Origin of the sequence: Capnocytophaga cynodegmi DSM 19736 (assembly GCF_000379185.1) — a bacterium.
GTDB classification, from domain to species: Bacteria; Bacteroidota; Bacteroidia; order Flavobacteriales; family Flavobacteriaceae; genus Capnocytophaga; species Capnocytophaga cynodegmi.
In genome coordinates this window covers 114,938-138,116 of sequence record NZ_KB900735.1, presented here as the reverse complement: position 1 = coordinate 138,116, position 23,179 = coordinate 114,938, and the positions used below count along the sequence as shown (strand labels likewise).

The 23,179-nt window shown below is 33.4% G+C and carries 18 protein-coding genes; 12 read left to right on the top strand and 6 right to left on the bottom strand.

Going from position 1 to position 23,179, the window contains the following annotated elements; all coding sequences use genetic code 11:
• Positions 1–3: 3 nt before the first annotated feature.
• The 3 genes from YW9_RS0109980 to YW9_RS0109970 all read right to left on the bottom strand — a co-directional run bounded on the left by YW9_RS0109980 (position 4) and on the right by YW9_RS0109970 (position 4,380).
• The gene (locus YW9_RS0109980) at positions 4–666 is read right to left on the bottom strand and encodes an ATP-dependent Clp protease proteolytic subunit (protein WP_018280030.1); all 663 of its coding nucleotides are present in this window, start codon (positions 664–666) and stop codon (positions 4–6) included.
• A gap of 82 nt (positions 667–748) precedes the next feature.
• Positions 749–2,086: a trigger factor gene (gene tig / locus YW9_RS0109975; RefSeq protein ID WP_018280029.1), complete on the bottom strand. Its 1,338-nt coding sequence runs from the start codon at positions 2,084–2,086 to the stop codon at positions 749–751.
• 83 nt (positions 2,087–2,169) lie between these two features.
• A complete protein-coding gene (locus YW9_RS0109970; RefSeq protein WP_018280028.1) occupies positions 2,170–4,380 on the bottom strand; it encodes an FUSC family protein in 2,211 nt (736 codons plus the stop codon).
• Positions 4,381–4,461: 81 nt separating this feature from the next.
• On the opposite strand from YW9_RS0109970, the gene YW9_RS0109965 reads away from it, so the two are divergent.
• The 7 genes from YW9_RS0109965 to YW9_RS0109935 all read left to right on the top strand — a co-directional run bounded on the left by YW9_RS0109965 (position 4,462) and on the right by YW9_RS0109935 (position 11,959).
• Positions 4,462–5,022, top strand: coding sequence for an L-threonylcarbamoyladenylate synthase (locus YW9_RS0109965; protein WP_018280027.1), 561 nt, complete (start codon positions 4,462–4,464; stop codon positions 5,020–5,022).
• A gap of 7 nt (positions 5,023–5,029) precedes the next feature.
• Entirely contained in the window at positions 5,030–5,464 is a 435-nt protein-coding gene (locus tag YW9_RS0109960) for a deoxycytidylate deaminase (protein ID WP_018280026.1), read from the top strand.
• 91 nt (positions 5,465–5,555) lie between these two features.
• Complete coding sequence (locus YW9_RS0109955; protein ID WP_018280025.1) at positions 5,556–8,024, top strand: SLBB domain-containing protein; 2,469 nt, start codon at positions 5,556–5,558, stop codon at positions 8,022–8,024.
• Positions 8,024–9,121, top strand: coding sequence for a Wzz/FepE/Etk N-terminal domain-containing protein (locus YW9_RS0109950; protein WP_018280024.1), 1,098 nt, complete (start codon positions 8,024–8,026; stop codon positions 9,119–9,121). The genes YW9_RS0109955 and YW9_RS0109950 overlap by 1 nt, the downstream gene beginning before the upstream one ends.
• Positions 9,122–9,185: 64 nt before the next feature.
• Positions 9,186–10,181: a DHH family phosphoesterase gene (locus YW9_RS0109945; RefSeq protein WP_018280023.1), complete on the top strand. Its 996-nt coding sequence runs from the start codon at positions 9,186–9,188 to the stop codon at positions 10,179–10,181.
• A 21-nt stretch (positions 10,182–10,202) separates the two neighbouring features.
• Positions 10,203–10,796 carry a gliding motility-associated peptidyl-prolyl isomerase GldI gene (gldI, locus tag YW9_RS0109940; protein WP_018280022.1) on the top strand — a complete coding sequence of 198 codons (594 nt, stop codon included), beginning with the start codon at positions 10,203–10,205 and terminating at the stop codon, positions 10,794–10,796.
• Between the two features lie 38 nt (positions 10,797–10,834).
• A complete protein-coding gene (locus YW9_RS0109935) occupies positions 10,835–11,959 on the top strand; it encodes a peptidylprolyl isomerase (protein WP_018280021.1) in 1,125 nt (374 codons plus the stop codon).
• Positions 11,960–12,024: 65 nt separating this feature from the next.
• Here the strand turns inward: YW9_RS0109935 and YW9_RS0109930 are convergent, their stop codons facing one another.
• Together YW9_RS0109930 and YW9_RS0109925 are read right to left on the bottom strand one after the other, a co-directional pair.
• Positions 12,025–14,049 carry a M16 family metallopeptidase gene (locus YW9_RS0109930; RefSeq protein ID WP_231555643.1) on the bottom strand — a complete coding sequence of 675 codons (2,025 nt, stop codon included), beginning with the start codon at positions 14,047–14,049 and terminating at the stop codon, positions 12,025–12,027.
• Between the two features lie 65 nt (positions 14,050–14,114).
• Positions 14,115–15,389, bottom strand: a complete 1,275-nt coding sequence (locus tag YW9_RS0109925; protein ID WP_026193959.1) for a M16 family metallopeptidase — start codon at positions 15,387–15,389, stop codon at positions 14,115–14,117.
• A 252-nt stretch (positions 15,390–15,641) separates the two neighbouring features.
• Here YW9_RS0109925 and YW9_RS0109920 point away from each other — a divergent pair, with 252 nt between their 5' ends.
• Together YW9_RS0109920 and YW9_RS0109915 are read left to right on the top strand one after the other, a co-directional pair.
• Positions 15,642–18,671, top strand: coding sequence for a SusC/RagA family TonB-linked outer membrane protein (locus tag YW9_RS0109920; RefSeq protein ID WP_018280018.1), 3,030 nt, complete (start codon positions 15,642–15,644; stop codon positions 18,669–18,671).
• 11 nt (positions 18,672–18,682) lie between these two features.
• The gene (locus YW9_RS0109915; protein ID WP_018280017.1) at positions 18,683–20,167 is read left to right on the top strand and encodes a RagB/SusD family nutrient uptake outer membrane protein; all 1,485 of its coding nucleotides are present in this window, start codon (positions 18,683–18,685) and stop codon (positions 20,165–20,167) included.
• A gap of 77 nt (positions 20,168–20,244) precedes the next feature.
• Here the strand turns inward: YW9_RS0109915 and YW9_RS0109910 are convergent, their stop codons facing one another.
• A complete protein-coding gene (locus YW9_RS0109910; RefSeq protein WP_018280016.1) occupies positions 20,245–21,339 on the bottom strand; it encodes a CapA family protein in 1,095 nt (364 codons plus the stop codon).
• A gap of 143 nt (positions 21,340–21,482) precedes the next feature.
• Between YW9_RS0109910 and YW9_RS0109905 the strand changes: the two genes are divergently transcribed.
• The 3 genes from YW9_RS0109905 to YW9_RS0109895 all read left to right on the top strand — a co-directional run bounded on the left by YW9_RS0109905 (position 21,483) and on the right by YW9_RS0109895 (position 23,177).
• On the top strand, positions 21,483–22,034 hold the full coding sequence (locus tag YW9_RS0109905; protein ID WP_018280015.1) for a YeeE/YedE family protein: 552 nt from the start codon (positions 21,483–21,485) through the stop codon (positions 22,032–22,034).
• A 1-nt stretch (position 22,035) separates the two neighbouring features.
• On the top strand, positions 22,036–22,449 hold the full coding sequence (locus YW9_RS0109900; protein ID WP_018280014.1) for a DUF6691 family protein: 414 nt from the start codon (positions 22,036–22,038) through the stop codon (positions 22,447–22,449).
• 95 nt (positions 22,450–22,544) lie between these two features.
• On the top strand, positions 22,545–23,177 hold the full coding sequence (locus tag YW9_RS0109895; RefSeq protein WP_018280013.1) for a Crp/Fnr family transcriptional regulator: 633 nt from the start codon (positions 22,545–22,547) through the stop codon (positions 23,175–23,177).
• The last annotated feature ends 2 nt before the right edge of the window (positions 23,178–23,179 follow it).

Here is a 23,179-nt window from a genome sequence, read left to right as displayed (position 1 = left end):
TTTTTATGCTTTTCGAACCAAAACCTCATCAATCATTCCGTATGTTTTGGCTTCCTCAGCTTTCATCCAATAATCACGCTCAGAATCCTCATATACTTTCTCGAAAGGTTGTTTTGAATGCTTTGCGATAATTTCATAAAGTTCATTTTTTATCTTAAGCATTTCTTTTAAATTGATTTCCATATCAGTAGCTACTCCTTGAGCCCCTCCTGAAGGTTGATGAATCATTATACGTGCGTGTGGCAAAGCAGAGCGTTTTCCTTCTGCTCCTGCACACAAAAGCACCGCCCCCATAGAAGCAGCCATTCCAGTACAAATTGTTGCTACATCAGGCTTGATAAATTGCATTGTATCATAAATTCCCAAACCAGCATAAACTTCTCCTCCTGGTGAATTAATATATATTTGAATATCTTTAGAACTATCCAAACTCTCCAAAAATAGCAATTGTGCCTGAATTATATTCGCCATTTGTGAATGTACCTCTGTTCCCATAAAGATGATTCTGTCCATCATCAAACGAGAAAACACATCCATCTGAGTTACATTTAATTGACGCTCTTCCATAATGTACGGAGTCATACTTGCTACAATTTTATCGTAGTACAAACTATTCACACCGTGTTTTTTAATGGCGTATTTTTTAAATTCGTTTTTGTAATTCATAGTTTTATTGATTTTTATAGTAGCTGAAAAGGCGTTAAATTTGGTTTAACGCCTCTACAACTGTAAGTTAAGTTGAAAGCTTTTAGGCTTCCTCTGTTTTGTAAACTTCTTTTATAAACTCATCAAAAGTTACCTTTTTGTCATTTATTTTGACATTTTGTTTGTAAAACTCCAATAACTTATTGAATACAAGCTGTTTATTAATTCGTTCTACTTCCTCTCTATTTTGCAGAATTTTTCCTACAATTCCCTCTACATATGTTTCGTCCTCCACAGGCATTCCATACTGAAGCATTTGGTTTTTAACATACGTATTTGCAAAACTTTTTAATTCTTCGAAAGTTGGGTGCAATTTATTATCAGTAAGTATTTTACCTTCAATAAGCTGATAACGAAGTCCTTTTTCTGAATTTTCATATTCTTTATTTGCTTCATCTTCAGTAAGTTCTTTTTCACCTGCAGTACGTAACCATTTTTTCAAAAATTCAGCAGGAAGGTCAAACTTGGTATTTTCAACCAAGTAATCAGTGACTTCATTTAAGAAATGTTGATTTGATTGTTCTGCATACTGAAGTTCAGAATTTTCTCTGATTTTATCACGCAATTGTGCCTCTGAAGTAACTTCCCCTGCTGGGAATAATTTATCAAAAAGCTCCTGATTAAGTTCAGCTTCCTCACGAACATTAACTTCTTCCAAAGTAAGTGTTACTTCTACATCTAAATCGTGAGCTTCATCGTGTGAAACTTTCAAATAATGCATCAAACTATGTACATCTTCGAACAATCCTTTGGTTTGCAATTGCAATTGCTCACCAATTTTTTTACCAACGAATTTTTTTCGATTTTTTTCGCTTACGTCTTCTAACTTGAAAGTAGCTTTGTTGTCGATATTTTTTTCCTCATTGAAGAAAGTTCCCGTAATTTCAATATCACTTTGGTTTAAAACTTCTCCTTTTGAAATCAATTTACCAAATTGCTTACGGATACGCTCAACTTGCTTATCAACTTGCTCGTCTTCAACACCTATTTCATAACGAGTAATTCCCTTTGCTGGTTTCAAATCTAACTCAAATGAAGGAGCTAAACCAATTTCAAACTCAAATGAAAAGTCCTCAGCGTCCCAATTAAAATCTTGTTTTGCCTTTGGAAGTGGGTGTCCTAATATATCTAATTTCTCATCAACAAGATATTTATTCAAAGAATCTTGTAACAATTTGTTTACTTCATCAAACAAAACTGCCTTTCCGTATTGTTTTTTTACCATTCCCATAGGTACGTGTCCTTTTCTAAATCCGGGAATGTTTGCTGTTTTTCTGTAATTTGTAAGTACCTTTTCTACTTTATCAGCATAATCATTTTTTTCGATAGCAACCGTAATCACGGCATTCAAAGCATCAATTTGCTCTTTTGTAATATTCATTTTTTAAAATATTTATATCTAAAAATTTCAGTTTGCAAAGGTATAATTTTATATGGAAACTAAAAAATTTTTAAATTACTTTCTTATTTGCGTTTTGTCATTTGTTTAATGGCTTGTTCTAAATTCTTTACAAGTCCAAAAAGATAGTTAAATTGCTCCCAATAAAGGTGTACTTCACGCATAGAAACAACTGATAATAAATCATTTGAAGAAGAACTCAAACTTTGCTGTTGTTCAACTATTTTTTGCATTTCTTGGTTTAGTTCTTCTAATGAGAATTCGTTTTCATCAACTTGAATAGAAATATCATTGACAAGGGGCACCAATGCTCTTTTCAGAAGTGAAGTAAGCGAATCAATAGCTTGATTGAATATTTCTTTAGGAAAAGTTACTTTCTTGGATTTCAGACGAACTCCCAAAGAAGCCACAGAAGCCAAAAACGACTGCTGAATTACAATAATCTCATAAATTGATGTATTGTCATCTTGTTTTGACTTTGGTTCTTGTAACATTCGCTGAAAAGCTGCATTCAAGTTCGACAATGCTAAAAATGCTTCTTTCCGAGAGACTTTATATTCATTTGTAACCCCTTGATTTTCATTAAAAACAATTTTCACTTGCTGAAGATAATCAATATTGGTTTGTATCGACTTTTGAACGACCTCCTGATATGTTCTTGATTCCCAAGTTGGAAAAAGTACATAATTTGCAACAAAGGCAAGTCCTACACCGATGGCTGTGTCAAGTAACCTGTCGTGTATCACTGAATAAACATCTGGACTTATCAAAGCAAACATAAAAATAGCTGTAATTGTGATAAAAATTGAAGCGTACATATAGTTTTCCTGCATCAACCCAAAGGCAATTGGCATACACAATACTCCAAAATACAAATACAAACTCGGAGAAGGAAACAAATAAATAACAGCAAAAGCGATTACTCCTCCTAAAATTGTTCCATAAATCCTGCTTAAAGAACGTTCCTTTGTTAGTCCAAAACCTGGACGCATTATCAGAAAAATTGTCAAAAGAATCCAATATGCATTGCTTATAGAAAAATAATTCCCTATAAAATAAGCAATTATCGTAGTTACAGAAAGTCGAATAGAATGCCGGAAAAAGGAAGATTCAAAAGATATGTGGTCTTTCAAACGTTTCCAAGAATAATTCTGGTAACTTACAAACTTCCTGTAAGTTTTTTCATCACGTTTTCCAACATCGTTTGTGTAATAATTATCAAATATCACACGTATTTTCTCTATTGATTTATACTGATTTTCAATATAGATATAAAAATTCCGTAGTGTGAGCAGTTTGTCTCTATCGGATTTTGTTTGAGCCTGATTTTTCAGTTCCTCATTTTTTCTTTTTGCTTGTAGGAATAATGTTTTTAAAGAATTATCCAAATTAATTTGCTTACGAGACCCTATATAAACGGACATTTGTTGCAATTGATTTGAAAGTTCTTTCAGAAAATTAGCATAAATTCTCAATACATCTTTATCTTGTGCAAATTCCTTATCAATTTTATCATACTGAACTGGATTTGCCAATGCCAACTCAAAAATATCGACCAATTCTATGAACATCAAAAATTGTCTCTGCAAATAGTCTGTTTTACCTGATTTACTCCGCGAATCGAGGATTACTTCTCGTAGTTTCTCGTAATTCTCATTCAAGTTGGTTTGCAAATCAATCATTTTTTTGAAACCCTCCTCTCTATTTTCTGACAATAACAAATCTGAACGGACAGAAAAAAAATCTGACGTCAAAGAGAAACATTTTCCTAAAAGCTGTTCGCTATATTGTCTTGGTTTTATCCATAGATATATAAAGACTAAAGATATATACCACAATCCACCAATAAAAATACAAAACAAATACACATAAATTGCCGCTCCTGTTTGTATGTGAGACAATGTGGAAGCAATGGAAAATAACCCAGAAAAAGCCACCATAGAAGCTCGAAAGCCATAAAGAGAAATATAACCATTGAAAAATGTTAAAACAAAAATAGTTAATTCCAGTAGATAAGGATATGGGTATGTTACATTAACAAAAAAACAACTGACCATTGCCAATAAAGTAGCTACCAGAAGCCCTCCAATATGATGTTTTCTATTGCCAGGAATATCACTCGGAGAAATAGCAATTATACTTAGTCCCACAGGAATACCTATTTCAAGAATATCAAAATACCAACCAATTCCGATAGGAATAAGAACAGCTATCGTTTTGAGTACGCCTTTAAAAAAAGAAAAACTTTTTAGAAAAGAGATGAGTTTTAAATACATTTTTTAACTATATTCGCCACAAAAATACAAAGTAATTCTGAAATGTTATAACTTCGTACTTTTTGAAATCAGCAAACTTCTATGGATAAAGACATAAAGAAATCAACTGAAACACTTATTAATGAAGGAGTTATATTATACCCTACAGATACTGTCTGGGGATTGGGTTGTGATGCTACTAACATCAGAGCTGTTTCCAAAATTTTTCAAATAAAACAACGAAACGAAAGTAAAAGTTTGATTATTTTGATAAACTCAATAGAAATGCTACAACAATATGTTTCAGAAATACCCAATTACATACTGAATTTCCTTAAAACGATTCAAAATCCAACCACAATTATATATTCTAATCCTAAAAACTTAGCAAAAAACGTCATTTCATCTGAAAATACAGTCGCTATACGTCTAATTCAAGACGAATTCTGTCAGAAATTAATAAAAAACTTCGGAAAACCTATCGTTTCTACTTCTGCTAACATCAGTGGAGAGCCCACACCTCAAATTTTTAGCGATATAAATCCACAAATTATCAAAAATTGTGATTATGTGGTAAAACATCGACAAAACGACACAGAAAAACGAACTCCCTCTAGGTTGGTACGCTTTGATTCAGAGGGAAATATAGAATTTTTAAGATAATAATATTATGGATAAACAAGATATCAAACAGATACGTTATGACAAAGCTTATATGAGAATGGCTTTGGAATGGGCGAAACTTTCTTACTGCAAACGAAAACAGGTTGGAGCTATTATCGTGAAAGACAGAATGATTATTTCAGACGGATACAATGGAACACCTACTGGTTTTGATAATTGTTGTGAAGATGAAAAAGGCGACACAAAATGGTATGTACTTCACGCAGAAGCAAATGCAATTATGAAAGTTGCTTCCTCCACTCAATCTTCACAAGGAGCCACGCTTTACATAACAATGTCACCTTGCAAAGAATGTAGCAAATTAATTCACCAATCAGGAATTAAGCGTGTGGTTTACAAAGATGCTTACAAAGACAATGAAGGAATTCTATTTCTTGAAAAAGCAGGTGTTGAAATCGTACATCTTTCAGAAGTAGAATGATTACAATTAAGACGTAAGAACTTAATTAATAAAATATTATTTTTTTACTTTTAAATAAGTTTTATATTTTTGCGGACAAATAAAACATATTATGCCAAAAATTAAGCTTTTAGTTATATTTTTACTTTTTATTGGAAGTTTTCAAACGATCGTATCTCAGAATAATAATAACAATGATATAAATCTTGACCCTCAACAAATTTCTTCAATAAATATTGATAAAATATCGGACGAACAACTTAGCATTTATTGGGAGAAAGCTAAAAATCAAGGTTATACATTAGACCAACTTATTACCGCTGCCAGAATGCGAGGTATGTCGGACATACAAGCTATGAAACTAAGACAGCGAATTTTACAACTTTCAATTAGAAAAAAATCTGGTAATCAGCAAGATAATTATTCTTTTCAGGATAGAGAGGAAGAAACTTTCGGGTTTACAGGAAATGAAAATAAAGACTCTTTGGCGATACAAAACAAAAAAGATTCCATATTTGGAATGAACTTCTTTAAAAATCCAAAAATTTCATTCACGCCAAATATGAATATGGCAACTCCTGAAAATTATCAAGTGGGACCTGGTGATGAACTCCTGATTGAGGTTTGGGGAGCCACCGAAGGTTCTTTCAAACAAAAAGTTGATACACAGGGAAATATTTTCATAAATGCTATTGGAAAAATCAACGTTTCGGGTTTATCTTTTGAAGATGTTAAAACAAAAATCAACTCACATTTAAAACGGATTTATTCTGGAATTTCTGCACCCAATGGAAGTTATAACAAAGTCTATACGGGAGTTACCATTACTCAAGTAAGAACCGTAAAAGTAAACATCATAGGGGAAGTCACTGTTCCTGGTACTTACTCACTAAGTGCTTTATCAACCGTTTTGAATGCGTTGTACGCTTGTGGAGGTCCTACGGAAAATGGGTCTTTCAGAGAAATAAATTTGGTGCGAAACGGGCAGAAAATAGCTACTTTTGACGTTTATGAATTTCTAATTCACGGGAGCGAGAAAGGGAATTTACCTCTTAAAGATCAAGATGTTATCATAGTTCCTCCTTACTTAAATCGGGTTTTGATTGAAGGAGAAGTAAAACGAAAAGGAGCCTACGAAACTAAAGAAGGAGAAACTTTGGCTAATTTAATCACTTTCTTTGGAGGTTTCACTTCTGACGCTTTTACGAACACTTTGGTTGTTGAACGTATCAAAAATGCAAAACGGGAAGTGAAAGAAGTAGCTTTTGAAGATATTTCAAACTTCCTGATACAGAATGGTGATAAACTCAAAGTTCATCCTATTACAGAAGAATATCAAAACAGATTAAGTATTGGAGGTGCTGTTTACCAGCCTGGTACATATGAATTTAAGGAAGGAATGACCGCTTATGACTTATTAAATCGGGCGAATGGAGTTAGGAAAGAAGCTTCTTTAGATAGAGGACTGATATTTAGAACTTTAAACCGAGTAGATTATCAAACAATCAATTTTTCTGTAAAAGACTTGATTGAAGAAAGAAATAATATTCCACTCAAAGATAACGATAGCATTCATATTTTCTATAAAGATTCTCTTCAAATGGCTCGTTTTATAAAAGTGGAAGGAGCTGTTAATAAACCAAAAGAACTTCCTTTTATGGAAAATATGACTGTTGAAGATGTTATTGCTCTGGCAGGAGGTCTTTCACAAGGGGCAGATGCTTCAACTATTGATATTTTTCGTGAAATTAATGACGGAGATTTTCGAAAACTGAGCCAAGATTTTAAAGTATCTGCTAACAATGAATTAACACCTGTCGAAGGCGATGTTATCACATTACAACCTAATGATATTGTTTCTGTTAGATATATAAAAGGTTATACACCAATGCAAACAATCACTGTGGAAGGAGAGGTCGTATACCCAGGAATTTATAGCATTCGTAGTAAAGACGAACGCATCTCTGACATTATTGAGCGAGTGGGAGGTTTTTCGCCCTATGCTTACATCAAAGGAGCTACGCTTATAAGAAAGAAACTGGACGAAGGCGACATCAAACAAGAGCAATTCCTTGACGAAATTGTTATGGCAAGTAGTATTGGGAACGATAACGATAAGGCTTTAAAAAAGATAGAAAAAAAATCTACCGAATATCGCATCGGAATTGATTTGAAAAAGGTTTTGCAAAATAAACACAGCAAATACGATTTAATTTTAAATGAAGGAGATGTTTTGTTAATTCCTTCTGAAAAACAAACCATTGAAATTAAAGGAGAAGTTCTGGCTCCTTCATTAGTACGTTATGAAAAAGGATTATCTTTAAGAGACTATGTAAATCGTGCTGGTGGATTTTCGGACAGAGCCAAAAAACGTTCTATATACGTAATGTATGCCAACGGAGATATAAAATCAACTAATAATTCTCTTTTCTTTAAAAACTACCCTGAGCTGGAACCTGGAGCTATAATTATCGTTCCTTCAAAACCTGAGCGTCAACGAATTTCAACTTCTGAAACAATTGGAATTATCTCTGCAATTACAACAATGGGTGTATTAATTTTTAACGTCTTAAAAAAATAATGATGAGCAATAATCAACAAAAAAATGAAGATGAAATAGATTTACTTGAATTGTTAAATAAACTATGGATTAAAAGAAAATCTATACTGAAAGTTACCTTATTTTTCTTCGTTTTGGGAATCATTATTGCCTTGATATCTCCAAAACAATACACGGCTGTTACTATTATGGTACCTCAATCCTCTGGCGACAAGATGTCTGTTGGCGGTTTAGGAGGACTTGCGGCTATGGCAGGGATTAATTTAGCAGGAAGTTCAAATGAAAGTATTCCATTAAATACCTATCCGAAAATAGTAGAAAGTATCCCTTTCAGAAAAAAACTTATACAAACCCCATTAAAATTCAATGACTTGGATGAACCTATTTCTTACGAAAAATATTACAAAGAATACAACAAACCTAGTATTCTTAGTAACATAAAAAAATATACGATTGGTCTACCAAGTTTGCTTTTTGGTAAAAAAAGTGATGAAAAATCGGAAATTTCTGAAAAAACAGATTCTATTTGGTATTTATCGCTTGAAGACAGGACTATTTTAGAAGATATTAGTGGGCAACTAGCAATTGATATCAGTGAAAAGGAAGGAATAATTACTTTGTCATATTCAATGCCTGAAGCTTTACCAGCCGCTCAAATGTTGCAGAGTGCACAAACGTTACTGCAAGAAACTGTTACGAAATTTAAAACCCAAAAGGCTAATGATGAATTAAAATTCATCGAACAACGATATGAAGAGGCTAAAAGTGATTTCAAGACAAAACAATTTGCCTTAGCTCAATTTCAAGACAGAAACAGAGACCTTTTTGGTTCGTTACCACAAACAAGATTGGAGCAACTACAGGCCGATTACAATCTTTCTTTCAGCGTGTATTCCGAACTCGCTAAACAGCTCGAAACCAAAAAAATAAAAGTAAAGGAGGAACACCCTATTTTCACGATTGTAGAACCTGTTAGTGTTCCCAATGAACGTTCAAAACCTAAAAGAGTAATGATTGTTGCTATTTGGAGTTTTCTTGGTTTTGTATTAGGAGTTGGTCTTACTTTTATTCGGGATTTTATGAAAAAGTTTAAACAACCTAGTATTGACAATCAGTAAAAGTTTAGTATATTATTTCAAAAAATTCTGATAAATAAAATATTATTGTATCTTCGCGACCTGTATGAATATTAAAGATATTGAATTTATAAAGTTATTGCTTGATAAGCAATTGAAAATAAGTATTATTCCTCACAAAAATCCTGATGGCGATGCTATAGGTAGTTGTTTGGGATTGTATCACTATCTAAAAACTCATAATCAAGATGTTAAGGTCGTATCACCAAATGATTTTCCTGATTTTTTAAAGTGGCTACCTGAAGCTGAAAACATTCTTGTTTATGACAATGAACCAGAAAAAGCTACTGAACAAATCGAAAAGTCAGGATTAATTTTTACATTAGATTTCAACTCACTTAAAAGAGCTGATGTACTAACTCCGTTGTTGGAATCTTCAGAGGCTACCTTTGTTATGATTGATCATCACCAAGCTCCTGAAGATTATGCTCAAATTACGTTTTCTAATCCTAATGCAAGTTCAACGTGTTCAATGATTTACTCTTTCATTGATGTTATGGGAGACAAAAACTCTATAAATCAAATCATTGCAACTTGCTTATACACAGGAATTATGACCGATACAGGCAATTTTAAATATGCATCAACTACGAGTAATACATTCAAAATAGCTTCTTTTTTAATCGAAAAAGGTGCTAATAACAGCCAAATAAATAGTAATGTATTTGAAAATAATTCTTACAACAGAATACAGCTAATGAGTGTAGCTCTTAAAAATATGGTTTACCTGAAAGAATACAACACAGCCTATACTACACTCACTTCTGAAGAATTAGCACATTACAACAGCCAGAAAGGAGATACTGATGGATTTGTGAACTATGGCTTGACCATCAAGAATACGAAGTTAGCTGCTATTTTCATTCAGGAGAAAAACTATATAAAAATTTCTTTTCGCTCTAAAAATCAGCACGATGTAAATTCTTTTGCCCGAAAGTTTTTTAATGGAGGAGGACATATCAATGCTGCTGGAGGAAGATTTGACGGCTCAATGGAGGAAGCTACCGCTTTTTTTCTAAAGGTGTTACCCGAATTTCAGTAACAAAATCAAAACAAGAGAATTATGTTTAAAAAATTGACTTTTTTGATTGCAACGGCTCTTTTGATAATGGGTTGTAGTGAGAAACCAGCTCGTCGCCCGATTTCTGTAAAGAGTGGTAATACTTTTTTGAAAGAATCAGCAGAAAAAAACAAACAACTTCTTAGCTCGGAAGAAGCTTTGATTGATTCCATAATCAAAAAAGATACGTTACACAACTTTGTCGATTCGCAACACGGGTTCAAATTCTACTACACGCAACAAAATCCTGACGCTACTTATACAGCTCAGTTTGGCGATAAAGTAATTTACAACTATAGTATTTCTGACATCAGCGGAAATGAAATTTATAGTGAGTCAGAAGATGGGAATTATCAATATTTTGTTGAAAAAGAAGAGCTTTTTTTGGGACTTCGGTCTGCTTTAAAAATTTTAAAAGAGGGAGAAAGTGGTGTTTTCTTCTTCCCTTCAGAAATTGCCTACGGATATCGAGGAGATAAAGACAAAATTGAAAATAATCAGCCAATCATTGCCAAAATACGAGTAATAAAAATCGAGAAAAATAAAAATACACAGGAAATAGATTCTAAAAAAGATACAATTTCATTAAATCAGTAAAGTTTTCAAATAAAAATTTAATTAAAAATCAATATTTTATGAAACGAATGAACATCATTATGTTGTTTTTTGCAACGGCAATTTTCTTTAGTTGCAAATCACAGAAACCTTCTAACTTAGGAGATGGATTATTTGCTGATATTCATACAAATAAAGGGAATATCATCATAAAACTTAATTACGAAGAAACGCCCGTTACTGTGGCAAACTTTGTTACATTGGCAGAAGGGACAAATTCTTTTGTGAAAAGTGAATTCAAAGGGAAACCTTACTACAATGGTGTGATTTTCCATCGTGTTATCAAGGATTTTATGATTCAGGGTGGAGACCCAACAGGAACTGGAATGGGCGACCCAGGCTATCGATTTGAAGATGAATTTGTTGACCATCTAAAGCACGATAAAAAAGGAATACTTTCAATGGCAAATGCAGGACCTGCAACCAATGGTAGCCAGTTCTTCATAACTCACGTACCAACTCCTCACCTTGATGGCAGACATACAGTTTTTGGTGAAACCGTTGAAGGATTGGAAGTAATTGACTCTATTGCCAATGTAGCTACTGCGGAGGCAAACAGACCTATTGAAGATGTGAAAATCAACAGCATATCAATCATACGTAGTGGAAAAGGAGCTGAAAAATTCAATGCCGTTAAAACCATCGAAGATTATTTTGCTAATGCAGAAAAAAGAGAAAAAGAAAGAGAAAACAAAATTAAAGAGTCTACAAATAAATTTTTAGCTGAAGTTAAAGTACAAGAGACTGAAGCTAAGGCGTTCCCTTCTGGAATAAAAGTTCTCATTTTAAGAGAAAGTGAGGGAGAAACTCCTAAACACACACAACAGGTTCTTGTAAATTACGCTGGATATTTGACCGATGGAACACTATTCGATTCAAACGTAAAAGAGGTAGAAGAGGCTTTCGGAAAATACAATGTAGCACGTGAAAGAGGTAATGGATATACCCCAATACCAATGGATTACAACAAATCTGCTCAATTAATCCCTGGCTTTAAAGAGGCTTTACTTACTTTAAAAGTAGGTGAAAAAGCTCGAGTTTTCATTCCTTCTGCGTTAGGATATGGAGAAAGAGGGGCTCAAGGAGTTATCCCTCCAAATAGCGATTTAATTTTTGATATTGAAATTGTTGGAATTGCACAATAAAAAATGATTTATAAAATAAAAAAAGCGGCTAAAATAAAGCCGCTTTTTTTATTTACAGAAAAGAACTACTGAAAATCAGCATCTGAAACTCCTTCATTCAATTTTAAGTCTGTAACTTTAAATTCAAAAGCCTGAACAGCCATTGAAGATGAAATCACAAAAGGAAATCTAATCCCCTTAACTTCACGATAATCACCATAAGTTACAATAGTTTCAAAAGTTTGACCACCCATCTCTGCAACAGAAACTTCTGCAACTTTCAAACCTGAAGCTACATCATAGAAAACCTTTTTACTATCAGAAAGGGCTACCACATAAACGTCTTTCCCCTCGTGAGATTCTATCCCTATCAATCTCAAACTACTATCACTAATTTGATTAACTTCAGGAAAAACACCTGCTTCTTTCTTCAACACTTCAGCATCTTTATCCGAAAGAGGAATTTTCTGTCCTTGTGCCTCTGCTGAAACAATATTTCCGTTAACCAATTGTTTGGAAAGCATCATTCCCATTGCTCCCATCGTTTGTAAAAACTTGTCATTACCACTACGTTTTATGGAAAAATCTACTGGCATTCCTTGTATCTCTCCTTTTGCCTCCATCAGTATTGTTTTTACAGATTTCACATCTCCGATAGCTTTTAAATAATTCTCTAAAATAGTTTTTACACTTACCCCAGCAGGAACTTCTTTTTTCTGAGTAATCTTTGTGGTTGGATTTCCGTATTTATCAAAATAAAAAACTGGTAACTCTTTCCCTTCAAATGTCAAATTCTCAAATTTATCGGCTACATCACTCGCCTTACTAACAATCGTAAAACGCAGATTATCAATATTAAAATATTTATTAGCAACGCGTTTGATATCTTCCTTAGTTACCGCATTTATATTTGCAATATAATTTTTATAGAAATCATCAGGCAAGTTTTGTGTTTTTATATTAATTGCATAACTTGCTGTTGTTTGAGGATTTTCTGTCGCCATTATGAACTTACCTAAATATTGAGATTTTGCTTGGGCAAGATGTTCGTCACTAACATATTCATTACGAATACGTTGAATTTCTTTTAAAATCTCCAGAACAGCACGGTCCACTACATTATTTCCTACTTTGGTCGAAACTCCAAAGTTCCCTTTTGTCCATTTATTTGGTTTGGTATAGGACCCTGCACCATAAGTAAATCCATTTTTTTCACGCAGATTCATATTGATGTAACTTCCAAAACCTCCTCCCAAAATATAATTGGCGATAATCAAAGGAAAGTAATCTTTATCAGACATTTTCAAATCAATCAAATTATCCACACGTATTTCAGATTGAACCGCACTGGATAAATCCACCAAATTGATTTGTGTAGTTTCAGCATTTTTAGGAGTTATCAATTCTTCAGAAGCTGTTTTCATTGACTTCCACTCTTTAAAATATTTAGTTATCAGCTTTTTAGCTTCCTTCGGATTAATATCTCCTGAAACTACCATATATGCATTTGTTGGTAAAAAATGCTTTTTATAGAAAGCTTTAACATCTTCCAAAGTGATGCTATTAATAGTTTCTTCCGTTAGATATTCTCCGTAAGGGTGATTTTTCCCATAGACTAATACACCTTGTACACGTCCAACGATTGACTCTACACTATTTTCTCCAGCCTTAATTCCTTGAACTAATTTGGCTTTTTCTTTATCCAATTCCTCTTGGGTGAAATTGGGATTTAGTGCAGCATCTGCCATAAGTTGTAAGATTCGTGGAAAATATCTGGTTAGTGAAGATGCACTTGCTCCTCTTGCTGATAATGAGATATTTCCAGCCAAATAATCTACCTCTTCATTAAAAGCATCTTTTGAAATAGATGTCGTTCCATTTCCCATCAAAGCTGATGTAATTTCAGAAATTCCCGCCTTATCTCCCTCAAGAACAGGAGCTTCATCAATATTCAAACTAACACTTATTTTAGGAAGCTTATGATTTTCTACCACTAATAATGTTAATCCGTTAGGCAATTTATACGTTGTGGGAGTTCCCAAATTAATGGTAGGAGTTTTTCCTGAAACAGGCATTTTTGACCTATCTACCTGAGCCTTTGTCATTGACATTGCAAATAAAAAAATTGATGTTATTAGAAATTTTATATTCAGTTTCATACGCGTAATCATTAAAATTATTGTTTTAAGTTTTCAGGCAAATAATCAAGATCTAAACGCTGATTTTCATTAAGATATTTTCTAGCCACACGCTGAATATCTTCTCTGGTTATAGAGTGATATATATCTATTTGCTTGTTTATCAAACCAGTATCTTTATAAAAAAGATAATAATTTGCCAGTGAAAGAGCAATTCCCTCCATATTTGAATTTGCACTTACAAAGCGACTCTCTATTTGATTTTGGAGTTTATCGAACTCTCTTTTTGAAATCAACTCATTTTGAAGTTTTTGAATTTCCTCATCCATTTCCTTGCCAAGTGTTTCTAAGCTAATTCCTGCCATTGGCAAAGCCCCCATAATATATGTTCCGTAATCTTCCTGTGAATCTGAAAAAGCCAATACTTGCAAAGCTGTTTTCTTTTCATCAACCATCTTTTTATACATTCGTGAACTTTTTCCTCCTGTTAAAATTGAAGAAATTAAATCTAAAACATACGCATCTTTTTCAGTCATTCCAGGAGTTCGATAGGCGTATATTTTTATAGGTAACTGAATATTTGCATCATAATCAGTTACTTTAATAGCCTTTGTAATCGGTTCTTCCTGAATTTTTGTACGAACGATTTTTTCTCCCGTATTAGGAATTGACCCAAAATAATTCTCAATCCACTTTTTAGTTTGGAGCTTCTCAAAATCTCCTGTAACAACCAAAACGGCATTATTCGGATTGTAGAATTTCTTTTTGAAAGCAATAAATTCTTCCAACTTTGCCGCGTCTAAATGTTCAATTTGTCCAATAACAGACTCTCCATAGGGGTGTTTTTTGAATAAATGTGGGTTTATTCCTGTACGATACATAATTTTCCCATAAGGAGCATTGTCAAGACGTTGCTTTTTCTCCTCTTTCACGACTGAATTCTGTGTACTTACGCCAATTTCATTAATTACAGGGTGTAAAAGTCGTTCAGACTCCATCCAAAGTCCTAATTCAAGACTGTTTGAAGGAAAAACTTCGTAATAGTAGGTCTTGTCTTGTGTAGTGAAAGCGTTATTTGTACCTCCGTTTGAAGATACAATATCGAACCATTTTCCCCGTTCAATGTTTTGCGTACCTTCAAACAAAAGATGTTCAAAAAAATGCGCAAATCCTGTACGAGTTCTGTCTTCGTCTTTTGCCCCCACGTGGTACATAACTCCCACAGCTACAACGGGTGCCGAATTATCCTGATGCAAAATAACGTGTAAGCCATTTGTCAGGTCATACTCCTCAAAAGAAACTTCCTGTGCCATACTAAAACTTCCTGAAAGCATAACTGCTGTTAATAATAATTCATTTTTCATACATTAAATGGTAAAATTTCGGCTAAAATAAAAATTAATTCTTTTAAAAAATACATTTTTTCAAAATGTCTTACAAAAAAATTCTTCAAGCTTTCATTTCTCTAAAAAATTAAAAAAACAACAACATACTTTTTTCTAAAAAACTGCATTTATTTGAAATAATATAATATATTTGCCGTTGATATTTAGCATATATTTATAATGGAACACAAAAACAAAACTGCATTTAAGTGGCTTTTGGTAGTCATTGTTTTGAGTTTGGGAATTGGTAATTTATTTGCCCAAACAAAGATTGTAACAGGGAGAGTTACAGATGCTACTGGTATTGTTTTACCAGGGGTTAGTGTTATTATTAAAAACACAAAGAAAGGTGTAGAAACTGATTTTTACGGACAATTTCAGATTGAAGCCCAAGAAGGTGACATACTTGTCTTTTCATACTTAGGTATGGACACCCAAGAAAAGAAAGTAACCTCAACGGACAGCAATTTTTCAATTGTTCTTAAGGAATCTATCAATCAGCTTGATGATGTTGTGGTGGTAGGTTATGGTTCTGCTAAAAAAATTAGCACCATTGCAGGTTCCATTGTAAAGGTAGATGGAGAAAAGCTAACAAACAAGCCTTCAGCAAGTGTTTTAGACGCTTTGCAGGGAAAAGTAGCTGGACTTTCCATTTTTTCTACCTCTGGTGAGCCTTACGGAATGGGAAGCATTCGTTTACACGGAATGGGTTCTACCTATGGAGGAGCAGATAATCCTCTGTTCATCCTTGATGGTTCGCCTGTATCAAAAGATGTTGTAGTTTTGCTTAATCCTTCTGATTTTCAAAGCGTTTCAGTTTTGAAAGATGCTTCAGCTACATCAATCTATGGAACCAGAGCTGCCAACGGAGTGGTTTATATAACAACCAAAAGTGGAAAAACAAGAGAATCTGCTACAGTTACCATAAGTTCTCAGTATGGTTTTTCAAGTTTGGCAAGTAGAAAGTTCTTTGATGGTATGATGAACCCCGAAGAATATGCAGACTTTTTAGTTGAGAAAAAAGAAAAAACTCGACAAGAGGCTGATGAACTTCTTAAAGCGTTTCCTAACAAAATACGTTGGGACAGAGTTTATTTTAAGGATAATGTACCTGATCAACAAATAAATATATCTTTTATGGGAGGAGGAAGTAATACTCGTTATTACGCTTCTGGAGGTTTTTATGAACAAGAAGGACTTATGTATCGCTCTGGTTTTAAAAGATATACAGCTCGTTTCAATCTTAACAGTAATATAAATAATTGGCTTAAAATTGAGCTTAGCCTTTCATCTGGATATGCCAAATATATGATTAATCCTTACGCCTCAGGAGGTGTTAATAGTTTTTATGGAAGTCTTTCTGTGCTTACCCCTCCGATTTACTCACCTGTTGATGAAAAAGGAAATCGTTACGATTATGTACCTGTTATAGGACTTCCTCACCCGCATTATTTGGCAGAAAATAATCCTGGGGCATCTAAGAATATCAATTTTATACCACAAGCTAATATTACAATCACACCAATCCAGAATTTAGTTTTTAAATCACAAGCTGGTCTACAATATTTTAATATTAGCAGTGAAGAAGTATTACTACCTTCATACGTAGAAAAAGCTAAAAGACTCTATTTTTTCAGGGGAAATGCATTTGCTAAGAAAAGTAAGGTAGAACGACTCATAAAAACATTTACAAATACTGCAGAATATAAATGGAATGTTAATGATAGTAATACTCTTACTTTCCTCTTGGGACAAGAAAGTATTGACGAGGACTATGGACAAGTTACTGCTTCGTCAGAAGGGCAAACTTCCGATAAAGCAACATTGCTCATACACGGAAATGAGAATAAAGAAGTAGGTGAAAGACGTTCAGGAAGCAGTTACAATTCATTCTTCGGGCGTATTGATTATCAACTTAAAGAGAGATATTTCTTTGATTTTTCTGCACGTCGTGATGGCTCTTCTCGCTTTGGAGCAAATAACCGATATGCTAACTTTTGGGCTATTGGTGCATTATGGAAAATTAGTCAAGAAAATTTTCTTAAAAACCTTTCGTGGATAAACAATTTGGATGTAAAATTTAGTATTGGAACCAGTGGAAATGCAGATGTTATCTCAGAGTATGCCTCATTGGCTTTGGTACGTAACGATAATTTTTACAAAAAAAGACCAGGTTACCTATTGAGTGACCCTGGTAATCCAGATTTACAATGGCAAAAACAGATAAAGACTACCATTGGCTTTAACGTTGCTCTTTTCAAAAAAATTAACCTAAATGTTGATTTTTACGAGCGAAAAACTACGAATATGTTAGGTTATATTTATCGTCCTTCCTTTTCGGGTACTACAGGGATTATGGAAAATGGTGGAGATTTTAGAAACAGAGGTGTCGATGTTTCCTTTTCAGCTAACTTATTTGCTAATGAGAAAAACAAATTCTACATAACACCTTTTATATCACTTAACTACAATCAAGAAAAGGTACTTTCTTTACATGAAGGAAAACCATATATTATCGGAGAATCTAGTCCAGTTAGCCAGATTGTGGGGCAACCCCTAGTATATGTGTATCCCATATTCAAACATGTAAATCCTGAAACAGGACGTTCGGAATGGTATGTACCAGGAGAAGATATCACACAACTAGTTAAAGATGATAATAAAGTTACGACTACTTTCGATGACCATACTCTTAGGCAAAATACAGGTATCAAACGAAATCCTCCTTTTAATGGTGGTTTTGGGTTAGATGCTGGTTATAAAGCCTTTAACTTACGGATGTCTTTTTCCTTTTCATCAGGAAAATATATGATAAATGGAGATCGTTATTATACTGAAAATCCAATTGCTACCACTTTCCATTCAGATAACAACCAAAGTAAAACAATATTTGACAACTGGAAAAAGCCTGGTGACATTGCTCGTTTCCCAAGCTATGAACATGGAAATTTATTTACACAGTACGACAGTCGTTTGATTGAAGACGCATCTTTCATTCGAATGAAAGATATAACCCTCTCTTACACTCTTCCTGAGGAAGCTATCAAACAAATAGGTTTTTTCAAACAAATTCGTTTCTTTGGAACAGGACGTAACTTACTTACATTCACTAGATACACAGGATTAGACCCTGAGTTTGACATAGATATATCATCTGGAGCAAACCCAAGTACGAAACAATATACTTTTGGAATTGAAGTTCAATTTTAATTAAAAACAAAATGAAAAAGTTAACATATATTATATTTTTTGTAACTACCTTACTATCATTAAGTAGTTGTAGTAACTTAGACCAATCACCCTACGAAAACATTTCTTCAAAAGATACTTTTGAAAAACTCATTGATGCAGAAAGTTGGGTAAATGGTATGTATATACGTTTACGACGAAGCGTATATGGAACGTACGTGATTGCCAATGAAGTACAAGCTGACTTACTAAATGTAACGGCTTTCGGAGAATATAAAAACATACATCGTTGGGAAACTTTCACAGTATCAGAGCCCACCACCAGAGAAATATGGTTTGAGGATTATCGAACCATTGCTAATATTAACACGGCCCTTGAAGGATTCCCTAAAATTATACTAAAAAATGCTGAAGAGCAAGAATTACTAAACCAATATATTGGTGAGATGCATTTAGGTAGAGCTTTTTTGTACACACGATTAGCAACTGCTTTCTGTAAAGTATATGATGCCAATACAGCTTCTAACGATTTAGGATTACCCTTGGAAAAAGTTTATGACGTGAAAACTAAAAACCAAAGAGCCTCTTTACAAGAAACTTATGATTTTATTCTATCTGACATAACAAAAGCGGAAGACCTGCTAAAAAATAAAACAGGAGCTATAAATGCCGATACTTTTACTATTGATGCTGTTAAAGCCTTAAAAGCAAGAGTTTTGATGTATATGGGAAAATGGGAAGATGCTTACAAAGTAGCAGAAGATTTAATTTCTACGAATACGTATGCTTTAGCTACTTCTTCTGATGAATTGAGAGAAATATGGCACAAGGATAATGCACAAGAAAGCATTACTCAACTTTACATTGCTACTCCTGACCAATTGCCTTCTACTAATGACATATTTTTTAGAATAAACTCCTTTAAAGAATTTGAAGCAGATTATGTACCTACTAAATGGGCTGTTGATTTGTTTGATGATAACGACCACAGAAAAAGAGTTTATTTTGAAAAAGTGGAGTTAGTTACACCACTGGATGAATATTACCCTGATATTTATATCGTACATAAATATCCTATAAATGAAACTTTATCAACAACAACAATAAGTAACAACTATGCTCACGCACCAAAAGTTTTCCGAATTCCAGAATTGTACTTAATAGCCAGTGAAAGTGCTTTTAAAAATAATGATGAAGTGAACGCACGAAAATACCTAAACCTATTAAGGGAAGCAAGAGGTTTATCAAGTGTAACAGTTAATGGAGATACTTTATTTCAAGAAATTAAAAATGAGCGTTCACGTGAGTTAGCTTTTGAAGGATTCCGACTTTTTGATTTAAAAAGATGGAAAGAAAGTGTTATCAGAAGAACTCCGCAAAACACAGAATTTTTGTCTGGAACTCCAAGAGAACAATATTATGAGTTAAATCGTCCAGCTGACGATTTCAAATTCGTGTGGCCTGTTCCTGCAAGAGATAGAGAACACGGAAAGTTGCAACAAAACCCTGGTTGGTAAACTATAATAAAAAAAGGAGCGAAAATTTGCTCCTTTTTTTATATCTTATTTTTCAATAAACTTAACATAATAAAATTCTATTTTTCTTTCACTAAAATATTATTTTTAAATAAATTTCGTGAGTTTTCAATAAAAATATTCATTGAATCAATTGTTTTTTTATCTAAATCCTTAAAATTATCCATCTCATATTCTTTACACGGAAGTATTTCAAAAAGATGATGTTTACCATTGATTTTCTGAGTTTTATTTACCCAAACCAAATGATAACCTTTATCTATTATTTGAGTTGTTTGTCCATCTTTAAAAAATGTTATCTCAAACATAGCTCCACCATCACAAGGACTTTTTCTTTGATTTGAAATAAAATTTCCTAAAGAATATACCACCAGACGCTCGTTATGCAAACTCGTCATTGGAGTGTAGTACATCGGTTGCAAAACGTGCGGATGTCCACCAATGATAACATCTACTCCATTTTCAAATAAGAAATTCGTAATGTCCTCTTGTTTTTTATTCTGTTTTTGCTGATATTCTACTCCCCAATGAATCACCACGATTAGTTTATCAAGATTTTGCTCTTTTGCCTTTTCTACATCTAACTTAATTCGCTCTAAATCAATTAAATTCACTATAGTAGATTCAGGAATAGGTAAGCCATTTGTACCATAAGTATAGTTTAAAATTCCAACACTTATTCCATTTTTTGATAAAATCAAGAGATTGTTTTTATCGAAATCTTCCTGATTTCGGAAAGTTCCTGTATGAGCTATTTCAAGTGAATCCAATACATTTAAAGTCCTGATAATTCCTTCCTTCCCCCTATCACACGAATGATTATTTGCCGTAACAAACACATCTATTCCGCTTTCTTTACAAGCAACCGCCAAAGCATCAGGTGATGAAAATTGTGGATATCCTTTATAGGGTTTTCCTGCTAAGGTCACTTCCAAGTTGGCAATAGCAAAATCAACCTTTTGAAAAAAATGTTTTACTTTTTCAAAAACAGGCTGATAATCATAGGTTTTTGTTTCAGGATTATACGCACCATCAATTTGCGGACTATGTCCCATTACATCTCCCATAAACAAAAGAGACATTGTATTGCCCGATTGTTGAGCTTTGACTTCGAAAATAAAAATTGAAAATAGTAAAAAAAATATTTGTCTCATTACAGATTTTTTTCGCAAAAATAGTAAAATCTTTGACAATTACTCATTTTCACGTTTTATTCTACTTTATGTAACCTTTGTTACAAAATCATTGTTATTGATATATTACTTTTGCCCCCAATTAAATACAAAATATACTTTTTATGGAATGGATTTTACAGCCTTGGCCTTGGTATATAGGAGGTCCCCTAATTGGTTTACTAATGATTTTACTTATTCTATTAGGGAAAAGTTTCGGATTTTCCTCCAACTTCAGAACGCTTTGTTCTGCAATGGGAGCTGGGAAATCGTGTAGTTTTTTCAATTTTGATTGGAAAGCCCAACGATGGAATCTATTATTTTTAGTAGGGTCAATTTTGGGAGGAGCAATTGCTTTCCACTTCCTGTCGGATAACCACGTTCCCGAAATTTCTGAACAAACGATTATTGAATTGAAACAACTTGGTTTTAATAGTGCGGGTACAATGTACTCTCCATCAGAACTTTTCAATGAGTTATCTGTAAAAAATATAATAATTTTACTTGTTGGAGGTTTACTTATTGGTTTTGGAACGCGTTACGCTGGAGGCTGCACATCAGGACACGCCATTTCAGGATTAAGTGACTTACAACTTGGTTCATTAATTGCCGTGATAGGCTTCTTTATTGGAGGTCTCATAATGTCTCACTTTTTACTACCTTTAATTTTTGGATAAAATGAAAAATCTGATTTACATATCTTTAGGAATTATTTTTGGAATCATAATGTACAAAACTGAAACTGCTTCTTGGTTCAGAATTTATGAAATGTTTCACTTCCAATCGTTTCATATGTACGGATTTATTGGAGGAGCCTTAGTCATTGGAATATTAGGAATTCAATGGATAAAACGAACAGGCGAAAAAGATTTTGAAGGTAACCCCATTGTTATTCAACCTAAAGAAAGAAAAATTGCTCGTTATCTTATCGGAGGAACTTTCTTCGGATTGGGTTGGGCATTAGTCGGTGCTTGTCCAGGACCTATGTTTGTATTATTAGGAGCTGGTGTTTGGTCTATCTTGATTGCCATTATCGGAGCCTTAATTGGGACTTATCTGTACGGAGTTTTTAAAGATAAATTACCTCATTAATCGTCGTTTTTGTCGAACAAATATCATAATTTTGTACATTCAAATTTTCTATCTTTTTAAACAAAAATAGAAAATCAAAATAAATTATTGATAAAATGACTTACAAAGAGCTTGTTACAAAAGCTTACAGCCATATTTTTGAAGAAGAATTAATTTCTGAAATAGTTGAAGTATCTCACTTCGTGGAATTTAAGCAAGACGATGTACTGATGGACATAGACGCATATATCAAGTCGATACCTCTAATTTTATGCGGAACTATCAAAGTTATGCGAAGAGATTTCGACATTGGTGAGTTATTGCTTTATTTTGTTGAAAGAGGTAATACTTGTGCTATGACCTTGAATTGCAGTTCTGGAAACAAAAAAAGTAAAATTCGAGCTATTGCTGAAACTGACGGAATTGTAGCAATGATTCCTGTTCAAAAAATGGAAGAATGGTCAGGAAAATACAGAAGTTGGCGAACATTTATTTTTGAAAGTTACAACAATCGCTTTGAAGAATTGCTTTCTGCTATAGACAATATAGCATTTATGAATATGAACGAACGTTTGTACAATTACCTTTCGGAACGAAGTAAAGTTGAAAATTCAAACATAATCAATAAAACGCATCAAGAAATTGCTGGGGAGCTCAATAGTTCGCGTGTTGTTATTTCCAGATTATTAAAACTTCTTGAAAGAGAACAAAAAATAAAACTCAACAGAAATAGTATTGAGCTTTTGTAAAA

Coding starts and splice junctions, on each gene's coding strand:
- YW9_RS0109980 (WP_018280030.1), bottom strand. CDS start 666: ATGAATTACAAAAACGAATTTAAAAAATACGCCATTAAAAAACACGGT.
- tig (WP_018280029.1), bottom strand. CDS start 2,086: ATGAATATTACAAAAGAGCAAATTGATGCTTTGAATGCCGTGATTACG.
- YW9_RS0109970 (WP_018280028.1), bottom strand. CDS start 4,380: ATGTATTTAAAACTCATCTCTTTTCTAAAAAGTTTTTCTTTTTTTAAA.
- YW9_RS0109965 (WP_018280027.1), top strand. CDS start 4,462: ATGGATAAAGACATAAAGAAATCAACTGAAACACTTATTAATGAAGGA.
- YW9_RS0109960 (WP_018280026.1), top strand. CDS start 5,030: ATGGATAAACAAGATATCAAACAGATACGTTATGACAAAGCTTATATG.
- YW9_RS0109955 (WP_018280025.1), top strand. CDS start 5,556: ATGCCAAAAATTAAGCTTTTAGTTATATTTTTACTTTTTATTGGAAGT.
- YW9_RS0109950 (WP_018280024.1), top strand. CDS start 8,024: ATGATGAGCAATAATCAACAAAAAAATGAAGATGAAATAGATTTACTT.
- YW9_RS0109945 (WP_018280023.1), top strand. CDS start 9,186: ATGAATATTAAAGATATTGAATTTATAAAGTTATTGCTTGATAAGCAA.
- gldI (WP_018280022.1), top strand. CDS start 10,203: ATGTTTAAAAAATTGACTTTTTTGATTGCAACGGCTCTTTTGATAATG.
- YW9_RS0109935 (WP_018280021.1), top strand. CDS start 10,835: ATGAAACGAATGAACATCATTATGTTGTTTTTTGCAACGGCAATTTTC.
- YW9_RS0109930 (WP_231555643.1), bottom strand. CDS start 14,049: ATGTCAATGACAAAGGCTCAGGTAGATAGGTCAAAAATGCCTGTTTCA.
- YW9_RS0109925 (WP_026193959.1), bottom strand. CDS start 15,389: ATGGCACAGGAAGTTTCTTTTGAGGAGTATGACCTGACAAATGGCTTA.
- YW9_RS0109920 (WP_018280018.1), top strand. CDS start 15,642: ATGGAACACAAAAACAAAACTGCATTTAAGTGGCTTTTGGTAGTCATT.
- YW9_RS0109915 (WP_018280017.1), top strand. CDS start 18,683: ATGAAAAAGTTAACATATATTATATTTTTTGTAACTACCTTACTATCA.
- YW9_RS0109910 (WP_018280016.1), bottom strand. CDS start 21,339: ATGAGACAAATATTTTTTTTACTATTTTCAATTTTTATTTTCGAAGTC.
- YW9_RS0109905 (WP_018280015.1), top strand. CDS start 21,483: ATGGAATGGATTTTACAGCCTTGGCCTTGGTATATAGGAGGTCCCCTA.
- YW9_RS0109900 (WP_018280014.1), top strand. CDS start 22,036: ATGAAAAATCTGATTTACATATCTTTAGGAATTATTTTTGGAATCATA.
- YW9_RS0109895 (WP_018280013.1), top strand. CDS start 22,545: ATGACTTACAAAGAGCTTGTTACAAAAGCTTACAGCCATATTTTTGAA.